Source organism: Aeromonas sp. 2HA2 (assembly GCF_029237345.1).
In the GTDB taxonomy this organism is placed as follows: Bacteria; Pseudomonadota; Gammaproteobacteria; order Enterobacterales; family Aeromonadaceae; genus Aeromonas; species Aeromonas salmonicida.
The window spans coordinates 116,808-126,476 of sequence record NZ_JAACGB010000015.1 but is presented as its reverse complement, the minus strand read 5'-3'; the positions used below and the strand labels follow the sequence as shown (position 1 = coordinate 126,476).

Genomic DNA, 9,669 nt, shown 5'->3' with positions numbered 1-9,669 from the left:
CGAGCAGTTGCAGCCCGGCCCAGCCGGGGTGATTGGCCTGCTGGTGCCAGCCTGTGGCGGTTTCGTGAAACAGCCGCTCAATGCTCTTGTGGCCAAGCTTTTGGCAAGCTTGCAGGAAGGCGCTGGGGGCGACAAAGGGGCGGTCACCGGGCAAGAGGATATCGAGCTGATTGACCAGCTGGGTCATGGGGACGTGGCGGAACATGGCCATGCCGATGATGGCCCAGACCAGACGCTCCATGGGCATGCGGCGACGGCGCAGGGTAGCGACGCCCTCTTCGGCGAGCAGGGTAGTGATGAGCTCGTTGGGAATGAGATCGGAGAGTGACTCAAACTGGGCAGCATTGCTGGCGTGAAGGAAGTCGAGGGCCTGTTCGATACGCATAAAAAATCCGAAACCAAATCAACAGGTTTCGGATTTTTACACATCAGCAGGATCGGTCAATGGATCCTTAACTGATCGGCATTAGCCCAACGGGCCCGTTTTTATTACTCGTTTTCCAGCAACCAGCGTTTGAGCAGGGCAGCCAACTGAGCCTGTTCAACCTCGGTCAGTGGCGCCAGCAAACGCCGCTCGTTCGCCACATGTTGCTCGACGGCCCGATCGACCAGTTCGCGCCCAGACGCAGTCAGGCAGACCAGCAGGCTGCGCCTGTCGCTCGGCGCCGCCTGTCGCTCGATCAGGCCACGCTCTGCCAGCTTGTCGAGCCGGGCCGTCATGGCCCCGGAGCTCAACATGGCGGCTTGATAGAGCGCGGTCGGCGTCAGCGGCTCACCGGCCCGGCGCAGGGTCGCCAGAATATCGAAGTCGCTGCCCAGCAGGCCGCACGTCTTGAGCTCTTCGCTCACCTCACGGCCGGCGATCGCCGCCATGCGCGCCACCCGACCCAGCACCCCCATGGGAGAGCAGTCGAGATCCGGTCTTTGCCGGGCCCACTGGGCCAGCAGCATATCTACATGATCACTGTCCATCTTGGTCACTTATCTTTTTATCGAGATACTTGATAGTAAACCAATTTGAGACTAAGTTATCTTCACAAAAAGATACTTTATAAAGAGATAAGCCATGCCACTGCTGATTGCCTTGCTGGCCCCCCTGCTATGGGGCAGTACCTATGCCGTCGTCAGCCTCTACCTGACTGACTACTCCCCCTACTGGGTGGCCGTGTGGCGGGCGCTGCCGGCCGGGCTGCTCCTGTTGTTGCTGCATCCGCGTCTACCGCCCCTGCCCTGGGGCAAGCAGTTCCTGCTGGCGTTTTGCAACATAGCCGCCTTCTTTGCCCTGCTGTTTGTGGCTGCCTTCCGGCTACCGGGGGCAGTGGCAGGCACGCTCGGGGCCACACTGCCGCTGGTACTCATGCTGCTGGCCTGGTTGCAGGATGGCACGCGGCCAACCCTGAAGTGGTTGCTGCTGGGGCTGATGGGGCTCGCCGGTGTCTTGCTGCTGCTCAATCCCTCCGCCAATCTGGATCCCATAGGCGTGACATGCGCCCTGCTGGCAACCCTGCTGATCGGCCAATCCAGCCGCTGGATGCAGCGCTGGCCGGTGAGCGATCTGCTGGCCCTCACCGCCTGGCAACTGCTGCTCGGCGGCCTGATGCTGATCCCGCTCGCCTGGTGGCTGGCCGGCCCCATGCCACTGCCCCAACCAGCTGCAGCACCCGGGCTTGTCTGGCTCATTTTGCTCAACACGGCGCTGGCCTACTGGGCCTGGCTGTGGGGGCTCAAGCGTCATGGCCCCGAGGTAATGGGCATGCTGGCCCTCACCAACCCCATGGTGGCGGTCTCCCTGGGCGTGCTGATGGTCGGTGAAACCCTGGATGGCCGGCAGTGGCTCGGCATAGGAGTGATCCTGCTCTCCCTGTTTCTGATGAAGTTGCCGGCGCGCTCCTTCTTCAAGCGCTGGCAAGCCCGCAGGGCGAATATCGCCGGGGCGGCGATCACCGATGACAAGGCCTGAGGCCGGGCAGGGAAACCCCTGAACCGAGAAAAAGAACCATAAAAAAGAGGAGCCGCCGTGGCTCCTCTTGCTATCTATCCGATGTTCAATTCAGCCCGCCAACGGCATGGGTCAGACGCCCGCCTTGGCCAGCGCAGCAGAGACAATCTGCTGGGCTTCTTGCTGGATAAGATCCAGGTGTGCCTCGCCCTTGAAGCTCTCCATGTAGATCTTGTAGATGGACTCGGTACCGGAGGGACGCGCCGCGAACCAGCCGTTCTCGGTCACCACCTTGAGGCCACCGATGGCGGCATCGTTGCCCGGTGCGCGGGTCAGCTTGGCAATGATGGGCTCACCGGCCAGAGTAGAGGCTTCGACCAGTGCCGGATCCAGCTTGGAGAGCACGGCTTTTTGCGCGCTGTTGGCAGGGGCATCGATACGGCGGTAGCTGGAGCGGCCGAATTTGGCTTCCAGTGCATCGTAATGCACCTGGGGATCCTTGCCGGTGACCGCCAGAATTTCGGCCGCCAGCAGCGCCAGAATGAAGCCATCCTTGTCGGTGGTCCAGACGGTGCCGTCTTTACGCAGGAAGGAGGCGCCTGCGCTCTCCTCGCCACCAAAACCAAACTCGCCGCTGTAGAGGCCATCCACGAACCACTTGAAGCCGACCGGCACCTCTTTCAGGGTACGGCCAATCTCGCCGGCAACCCGGTCGATCATCGAAGAGGAGACCAGCGTCTTGCCGACGGCAGCCGCTTTGGGCCAGCCGGTGCGATGGGTAAACAGATACTGGATCGCCACCGCCAGATAGTGGTTCGGGTTCATCAGACCCGCCTTGGTGACGATGCCGTGACGGTCGTAGTCAGGGTCGTTGCCAAGGGCGATGTCGAACTTGTCCTTGAGGGCAATCAGGCCCGCCATGGCAAACGGACTGGAGCAATCCATCCGGATCTTGCCGTCTTTATCCAGGGTCATGAAGGAGAAGGTTGGGTCGACACGATAGTTGACCACCTCGATGTTCAGACCATAGGTCTTGGCGATGACGTCCCAGTAGGCGACGCCTGAGCCGCCCAGCGGATCCACACCTATCTTGATGCCCGCTTTCTTGATGGCTTCCAGATCCAGCACGTTTTTCAGGTCGTCCACATAGGGGGTGACATAGTCGTGCTCAACCACGAAGGGGCTCTTGAGGGCATCGGCGAATGGCATGCGTTTCACGCCGGCCAGACCGGCTTCCAGAATGGCATTGGCCCTGTCTTCCACCCACTTGGTGATCTCACCTTCGGCGGGGCCACCGTGGGGCGGGTTGTACTTGAAGCCGCCATCTTCCGGCGGATTGTGGGACGGGGTGATCACCACACCGTCAGCGCGCACAGCGGGTTTACAAGCGTTGTGGCGCAGGATGGCGTGAGAGATGACCGGCGTCGGCGTGAAGCCCATACCAGCCTGAATGCGAGTCTCGACGCCGTTGGCCGCCAGCACTTCCACCGCGCTGGCAAAGGCGGATTCAGACAGGGCGTGAGTATCCATACCGACAAACAGCGGGCCCGTGATACCGGCCTGCTGGCGATACTCCACCAGCGCCTGGGTTACCGCCAGGATGTGAGATTCGGTAAAGGCATTGTGCAAGGCACTGCCACGGTGGCCGGAGGTGCCGAAGGCCACCCGCTGCTCGGGGCGGCTCATGTCAGGCTTGTTGAGGTAGTAGGCGCTGACCAGACGGGGAATGTTGGTCAGGTCACTTAAACGAGCCGGCTGACCGGCGTGGGAATGCTGAGCCATGGCGTTATCCTTGCTTGATGGCGGCCTTGCCGGGCAAGGCCTGAACTTGATGAACCGTTAAATCGCGCTGCTTACCTGGGCGATCAGCGCCTCGTCGTAGCCCATGCTGGCCATCATCTGGGCCACCATGTTCTGCTTGCGACTGGTATTGGTATTGCTGATCACCCAGAACGGGGTATCCGGCACCGGCTTGGGCTTGGTGGTGCTGCCGCTGGCACGCAGTGCCTCGGGATCCCGCGAGAAATAGACGCGCTTGCGCCCCTTGATTTCGGTGGCCTGGGTAAACCCGACCGGATTATCCCGATAGAGGGTACTGAGCACCTGCATGAAGCGGTTGATGGACTTCTCTTCTTTTTGCAGCTCGCCAGAGTCGAGCAGGGCCTGCAGCCCCATGGCATCGGTGGCGACGCTCGGCTGGGGGAGGTCCACAGGCTCGGCAACCGGCACTGTTATGTGCGTGGGCTGTTCCAGCAGACGGCGCAGGATATCGGAGGCACTCTCACCAATGTGCCGGGTCTGGCTGGCGATATAGAAGTAGAGATCGTCATCAAGCTCGATGGTTTTCATAGGGATGCGCTGGACTCGTCGAAATTCGGATGCGGCGATTATACATAGGCAAACCCGGCAGCCCAAGCCAAGGGCTGGCAGATGTGCATGAATCTCATCGAGAATACGGCATAATACGGGGCCAAGTGTGTGATCCTCCGCACTGATAGCGCATCCAGGGTCATTTTTTTTGAAAAAAAACCACAAAAAAATGACCCTCAAGGAATGAAATCCTTTTCTTTCAGTGTGTTAAAAATCAGGCAAAAAAGCCCACGACCGACAAGGTGTCATTTTGCAACAAAACCCATTATTGAACTTCAAGGAACAGGGCCAGGGCCCGGCCGTTGTGCTGATCCACGGTCTGTTCGGCAGCCTGGACAACCTGGGGCTGCTGGCACGCACCCTGAGCGAACACTATCGCGTCATCAGCGTGGATCTGCGCAACCACGGCGCCTCTTTTCACAGCGATGAGATGAGCTATCCCCAGCAGGCTGCCGACGTGCTCGCCCTGCTCGATACCCTGGCCCTGGATCAGGTATCCCTGGTCGGTCACTCCATGGGCGGCAAGGTCGCCATGCAACTGGCCAAGCAGGCTCCCGCCCGGGTCGCAAGGCTGGTGGTGGCCGACATAGCCCCTGTCGCCTATCCCCACTCCCGCCATCAGAATGTGTTCGCCAGTCTCAACGCCACCCTGCGCCAGCCAGTGCAGAGCCGCAGCGAGGCAGAGGCCATTTTGGCCGAGCACATCGAGATCGCCGGCGTACGCCAGTTCCTGCTCAAATCCTTCGCCAAGGGAGAGTCCGGTTGGGGCTGGCGTTTCAACGTAGCGGCCCTTGAGCGCAATTACGCCAACATCATGGGCTGGCCCGACAACCAGCATCGATTCGAAGGGCCGACACTCTTTATCAAGGGCGGCGATTCGGACTATATGCAGCCCCAATATACCGACACTGTGATGGCACAATTTCCGGCGGCAAAGGCGCGCGTCATCGCCGGAACAGGCCACTGGCTGCACGCCGAAAAGCCGGTTTTGTTCAACAAATTGGTTGTGGATTTCCTGTCGACAGGCGGTTAACAGTTTCAAATCCTTTGTGATATAGTGCGCCCGTCATAAGGAGTGTGCGCAATCCATGCTAAGTGAACATATCGATCTGATTGAGAGTCTAGGCCTGAAGTTATTCTTGCTGGCCATTTTCATATTGATTGGCCTGGCCATTCACGACGTACTCAAACGCGGCAACGTGCCCCGTTTTGGTCGAGTCATCGTCTGGTTGGTACTCTGTCTGGGTTGCGCGGGTTTTGTCGCCAAGGGGCTGATCGAATTGGGCTGGGAAGGCTCAGGGATCGGCTAACTTATTTTCATCTGTGATGTATGGCCAAACAGCAAACTGATCGAACAACACTGGATCTGTTCGCAAATGAGAAGCGCCCCGGCAGGCCAAAGACCAATCCACTCCCCCGTGAGACCCAACTCAAGATCAACAAGCGCAACCAGCTTAAGCGCGATCGCGAGAACGGTTTGAAACGGGTCGAGTTAAAGGTGGAGGCCGAGTTGCTGGAGCGCCTGAACCAACTTGCGTTACAACAGAACGTCAGCCGAGCCGAGCTGATCCAATCTATCCTGAAGCAACAGATTGAGTCTGCTTTCGCAGCAGGCATCGCAATCTGACCGTTAAGCATTAACACCAGATACGGGTAACTAAACACTATGGCTAGTGTAGGTCTGTTTTTCGGCAGCGATACCGGTAATACCGAAGCTGTCGCCAAGATGATCCAGAAAGAACTGGGCAAACAACTGATTGAAGTCCGTGACATTGCCAAGAGCAGCAAGGCCGACATCGACAGCTTCGATCTGCTGATGTTCGGTATCCCGACTTGGTATTACGGCGAAGCCCAAGCCGATTGGGATGACTTCTTCCCCGAGCTGGAAGAGATCGACTTCACCAACAAGCTGGTTGCCATCTTCGGATGCGGCGATCAGGAAGACTATGCCGAGTACTTCCTCGACGCCATGGGCACACTGCGTGACATCGTCGAAGCCAAAGGCGCCATCATCATCGGCAACTGGCCAACCGCCGGTTACGAGTTTGAAGCCTCCAAGGCTGTGGTGGATGACAAGCACTTCGTGGGTCTGGGTATCGACGAAGATCGCCAGCCGGAACTGACCGCCGAGCGCGTCAAGGGCTGGTGCAAGCAGCTGCATGAAGAGATGTGCCTGGCCGAGCTGGAGTGATCCGGCAAGCCAGCTACCTCTGACAACAAGGGCCCCGACGGGGCCCTTGTTGTTTTTGCGATCCGATCTTTTCAGCCACCTCTGTGCTCGGGTTTGGCACGCACATAGAGGGTGCGTTTGACCTGGGCCACCAGCTCGCCACTCTTGTCCTGCACCGTGACCTCGAACTCGGGGAAGTGCTTGTTGCCCCCCTCGGTCGCCGCCGCAATCTCGGCAAGCTTGCCGTCGGTCAGGTTGAACTCGGCCACCAGCTTGCCCTTGCCCGGCTTGATGTAATTGATGCTGCCCGCCTTGTCCCAGACGTAATAGCGGTTCTTGAAATAGCCCATCAGCATCAGCGGATAGATGGGATCCGTCATCGCAAACATGCTGCCGCCAAACTGGGTCCGGTTGGCGTTCTTGTTCCACCAGCGTGACTTCAACGTCACCCGGCAAAAACGGAAGTCATCACTCAGGGTTTCTATCTTGATGCCGGCGCCCCAGAAGGGAGGCCAGGCGTTGAGGGCGCGCCGCACCCAGGCCGCGTTGTCAAAAAGCCAATCCATGGATCTCATCCGACCAGACAGTGAAGAAGGTTACATCTTATCAACATTCGTCCGCTGAGCAAGCCGGCGACAGGATTTGATCAATTCGGCCAGATGGCGGACTTTGCGCTAAAGCCCTTGAATTACTGGGTTTATTTTTAGGTTGGCTACGACCTATAATGACAGGCCAAGCGAGTTCGTGGTTGCCATTCCAGCGGCAGTCAATCAGAATAACCACACCTTCGAGAATGCGAATAAGTAGAATATGGCAGACAACAACCAAGCGTTAAAAAAGGCCGGGCTCAAGATCACCTTGCCCCGCGTCAAAATTCTGGAAATCCTGCAACAGCCGGATTGCCAGCACACCAGTGCGGAAGATCTGTACAAACGACTGATCGACCAGGGTGAAGAGATTGGTCTCGCTACCGTATATCGCGTTCTCAACCAGTTTGATGATGCCGGTATTGTTACCCGTCACCACTTCGAAGGTGGCAAGTCGGTATTCGAGCTGGCCACCCAGGAACACCACGACCACCTGGTCTGCCTCGATTGTGGCAAGGTGATCGAGTTTTCCGATGAGGTGATCGAGCAGCGCCAGCGCGATATCGCCAAGCATCACAACATTCGCCTGACCAATCACAGCCTCTATCTGTACGGCCACTGCGCCAATGGCGACTGCAAGCACGAAGATTCATAGACGCTTGCACCGGTCAATAAAAAAGCCAGCATAACGCTGGCTTTTTTGCATCCGTAATCTGGACAAGAGCGGCAGGGTCTCCCCTGCCCTCTGCTTGTCAGGCTTTGGCCATCAGGCCTCGGCCTTGCCCCAGACGTCACGCAGGGCCACGGTGCGGTTGAACACCAGGTGCTCGGCGCTGGAGAGCTTGTTGTCGGCGCAGAAGTATCCTTCGCGCTCGAACTGGTAGGCAAACTCCGGCTTGGCGTCCTTGAGGGAAGCCTCGACGCGGGCGCCTTCGATGATCACCAGCGAATCCGGATTGAGTGCCCCTTCGAAGTCATCCTCGGCACCCGGGTTCGGCATCTTGAACAGACGATCGTAGAGACGGATCTCGGCCGGCAGGGAGTGAGTGGCGCTGACCCAGTGGATCACCCCCTTCACCTTGCGACCATCCGCCGGATCCTTGCCCAGGGTCTCGGGATCGTAGGAGCAGTAGATGCAGGTCACCTTGCCATCCGCATCCTTCTCGACCCGCTCGGCCTTGATCACATAGGCGTTGCGCAGGCGCACTTCCTTGCCCAGCACCAGTCGTTTGAACTGCTTGTTCGCTTCTTCTTTGAAGTCCGCTTCGTCGATGAAGATCTCGCGGGTAAAGTTCAGTTCACGGGTACCCATCTCGGCGTTGTTCGGGTGCGCCGGTGCGGTCAGCACCTCGTCGGCCGCCAGGTTCTCGATGACCACCTTCACCGGATGCAGCACGGCCATGGCGCGCGGTGCGTTCTCGTTGAGATCGTCACGGATGCAGGCTTCCAGCATGCTCATCTCGACTATGTTGTCCTGCTTGGTCACGCCAATGCGCTTGCAGAACTCGCGGATGGAGGCAGAGGTGTAGCCACGACGACGCAGACCGGAAACGGTCAGCATGCGCGGATCGTCCCAGCCATCCACGTGCTTCTCGGTCACCAGCAGGTTCAGCTTGCGCTTGGACATGACGGTGTATTCGAGGTTCAGACGAGAGAACTCGTACTGACGCGGGTGGCAGTCGATGGTGATGTTGTCCAGCACCCAGTCGTACAGACGACGGTTGTCCTGGAACTCCAGGGTACAGATGGAGTGGGTGATCCCTTCCAGCGCGTCCGAGATGCAGTGGGTGAAGTCGTACATGGGATAGATGCACCACTTGTCACCGGTCTGGTGATGGTGGGCAAACTTGATGCGATAGATAACCGGATCGCGCATCACCATGAAGGGGGACGCCATGTCGATCTTGGCACGCAGGCAAGCGGTGCCTTCGGCAAACTCGCCGTTCTTCATCTTGGCAAACAGCGCCAGGTTCTCGGCCACAGGACGATCGCGGAACGGGCTGTTCTTGCCGGCCTCGGTCAGGGTGCCGCGGTACTCGCGCATCTGCTCCGCAGAGAGCTCGTCCACATAGGCCAGACCCTTTTCGATAAGCTCGATGGCGTAGCCGTGCAGCTTGTCGAAATAGTCGGAGGAGTAGCAGATCTCGCCGCTCCACTGGAAGCCGAGCCACTGCACGTCCTGCTTGATGGACTCCACGTACTCGATGTCTTCTTTCACCGGGTTGGTGTCATCGAAACGCAGGTTGCACTGGCCCTGATAGTCACGGGCGATGCCAAAGTTCAGACAGATTGACTTGGCGTGGCCGATATGCAGATAACCGTTCGGCTCGGGCGGAAAACGGGTATGCACGTGGTTGTGCTTACCGCTGGCCAGATCTTCATCAATGATCTGACGAATAAAGTTAGTTGGGCTGTTCGCCTGACTCATGGCTCACCTCAAAAATGCGTCACTGGCGGAAGTTGTGCCGGCTGGCACCCTCATCCCCCCGCCATCAAGCCGGTTATGATCCCTCATTACGCGCCCTGTCTCAACCTGAATTTACCCAATTCGGGGCGCGGGCAGGCCAAAACGGCACGTGCCCCCCAGCCGAATGCCATGACGG

The 9,669-nt window shown here is 58.6% G+C and carries 12 protein-coding genes; 6 read left to right on the top strand and 6 right to left on the bottom strand.

The genetic code is table 11. The features are described from left to right. The coding region (locus GWQ29_RS17925; RefSeq protein ID WP_275919982.1) for a transposase domain-containing protein at positions 1-385 on the bottom strand (385 nt) is incomplete at its 3' end. A gap of 104 nt (positions 386-489) precedes the next feature. Next, entirely contained in the window at positions 490-972 is a 483-nt protein-coding gene (locus GWQ29_RS17920) for a MarR family transcriptional regulator (protein ID WP_275919981.1), read from the bottom strand. Between the two features lie 94 nt (positions 973-1,066). Here GWQ29_RS17920 and GWQ29_RS17915 point away from each other — a divergent pair, with 94 nt between their 5' ends. Beyond that, positions 1,067-1,960, top strand: coding sequence for an EamA family transporter (locus GWQ29_RS17915; RefSeq protein ID WP_021137905.1), 894 nt, complete (start codon positions 1,067-1,069; stop codon positions 1,958-1,960). Positions 1,961-2,071: 111 nt separating this feature from the next. On the opposite strand, the gene pgm is transcribed toward GWQ29_RS17915, so the two are convergent. After that, positions 2,072-3,721, bottom strand: coding sequence for a phosphoglucomutase (alpha-D-glucose-1,6-bisphosphate-dependent) (gene pgm, locus GWQ29_RS17910; RefSeq protein ID WP_275919980.1), 1,650 nt, complete (start codon positions 3,719-3,721; stop codon positions 2,072-2,074). A 57-nt stretch (positions 3,722-3,778) separates the two neighbouring features. Then, positions 3,779-4,288 (bottom strand): replication initiation negative regulator SeqA, encoded by a 510-nt coding sequence (gene seqA, locus GWQ29_RS17905; RefSeq protein ID WP_021137907.1) that lies wholly within the window; start codon positions 4,286-4,288, stop codon positions 3,779-3,781. Positions 4,289-4,577: 289 nt separating this feature from the next. On the opposite strand from seqA, the gene GWQ29_RS17900 reads away from it, so the two are divergent. From GWQ29_RS17900 to fldA, 4 genes are read left to right on the top strand one after another with little or no spacing between them, the layout of a single operon-like run. Beyond that, positions 4,578-5,342: an alpha/beta fold hydrolase gene (locus tag GWQ29_RS17900; RefSeq protein ID WP_275919984.1), complete on the top strand. Its 765-nt coding sequence runs from the start codon at positions 4,578-4,580 to the stop codon at positions 5,340-5,342. A gap of 55 nt (positions 5,343-5,397) precedes the next feature. Then, entirely contained in the window at positions 5,398-5,619 is a 222-nt protein-coding gene (locus tag GWQ29_RS17895; RefSeq protein WP_005309702.1) for a DUF2788 domain-containing protein, read from the top strand. A 20-nt stretch (positions 5,620-5,639) separates the two neighbouring features. Further along, positions 5,640-5,936 (top strand): LexA regulated protein, encoded by a 297-nt coding sequence (gene ybfE, locus GWQ29_RS17890; RefSeq protein ID WP_005309699.1) that lies wholly within the window; start codon positions 5,640-5,642, stop codon positions 5,934-5,936. A gap of 39 nt (positions 5,937-5,975) precedes the next feature. Continuing rightward, positions 5,976-6,500, top strand: a complete 525-nt coding sequence (gene fldA / locus GWQ29_RS17885; RefSeq protein WP_017412672.1) for a flavodoxin FldA — start codon at positions 5,976-5,978, stop codon at positions 6,498-6,500. Between the two features lie 71 nt (positions 6,501-6,571). Here the strand turns inward: fldA and GWQ29_RS17880 are convergent, their stop codons facing one another. Beyond that, positions 6,572-7,045, bottom strand: a complete 474-nt coding sequence (locus GWQ29_RS17880) for a DUF4442 domain-containing protein (protein WP_181455321.1) — start codon at positions 7,043-7,045, stop codon at positions 6,572-6,574. Positions 7,046-7,289: 244 nt separating this feature from the next. Between GWQ29_RS17880 and fur the strand changes: the two genes are divergently transcribed. After that, entirely contained in the window at positions 7,290-7,721 is a 432-nt protein-coding gene (fur, locus tag GWQ29_RS17875; RefSeq protein ID WP_021137910.1) for a ferric iron uptake transcriptional regulator, read from the top strand. A 111-nt stretch (positions 7,722-7,832) separates the two neighbouring features. Here the strand turns inward: fur and glnS are convergent, their stop codons facing one another. Continuing rightward, positions 7,833-9,494, bottom strand: a complete 1,662-nt coding sequence (gene glnS / locus GWQ29_RS17870; RefSeq protein ID WP_021137911.1) for a glutamine--tRNA ligase — start codon at positions 9,492-9,494, stop codon at positions 7,833-7,835. Positions 9,495-9,669: the final 175 nt, after the last annotated feature.

Coding starts and splice junctions, on each gene's coding strand:
- pgm (WP_275919980.1), bottom strand. CDS start 3,721: ATGGCTCAGCATTCCCACGCCGGTCAGCCGGCTCGTTTAAGTGACCTG.
- ybfE (WP_005309699.1), top strand. CDS start 5,640: ATGGCCAAACAGCAAACTGATCGAACAACACTGGATCTGTTCGCAAAT.
- glnS (WP_021137911.1), bottom strand. CDS start 9,494: ATGAGTCAGGCGAACAGCCCAACTAACTTTATTCGTCAGATCATTGAT.
- seqA (WP_021137907.1), bottom strand. CDS start 4,288: ATGAAAACCATCGAGCTTGATGACGATCTCTACTTCTATATCGCCAGC.
- fldA (WP_017412672.1), top strand. CDS start 5,976: ATGGCTAGTGTAGGTCTGTTTTTCGGCAGCGATACCGGTAATACCGAA.
- GWQ29_RS17880 (WP_181455321.1), bottom strand. CDS start 7,045: ATGGATTGGCTTTTTGACAACGCGGCCTGGGTGCGGCGCGCCCTCAAC.
- GWQ29_RS17895 (WP_005309702.1), top strand. CDS start 5,398: ATGCTAAGTGAACATATCGATCTGATTGAGAGTCTAGGCCTGAAGTTA.
- fur (WP_021137910.1), top strand. CDS start 7,290: ATGGCAGACAACAACCAAGCGTTAAAAAAGGCCGGGCTCAAGATCACC.
- GWQ29_RS17915 (WP_021137905.1), top strand. CDS start 1,067: ATGCCACTGCTGATTGCCTTGCTGGCCCCCCTGCTATGGGGCAGTACC.
- GWQ29_RS17920 (WP_275919981.1), bottom strand. CDS start 972: ATGGACAGTGATCATGTAGATATGCTGCTGGCCCAGTGGGCCCGGCAA.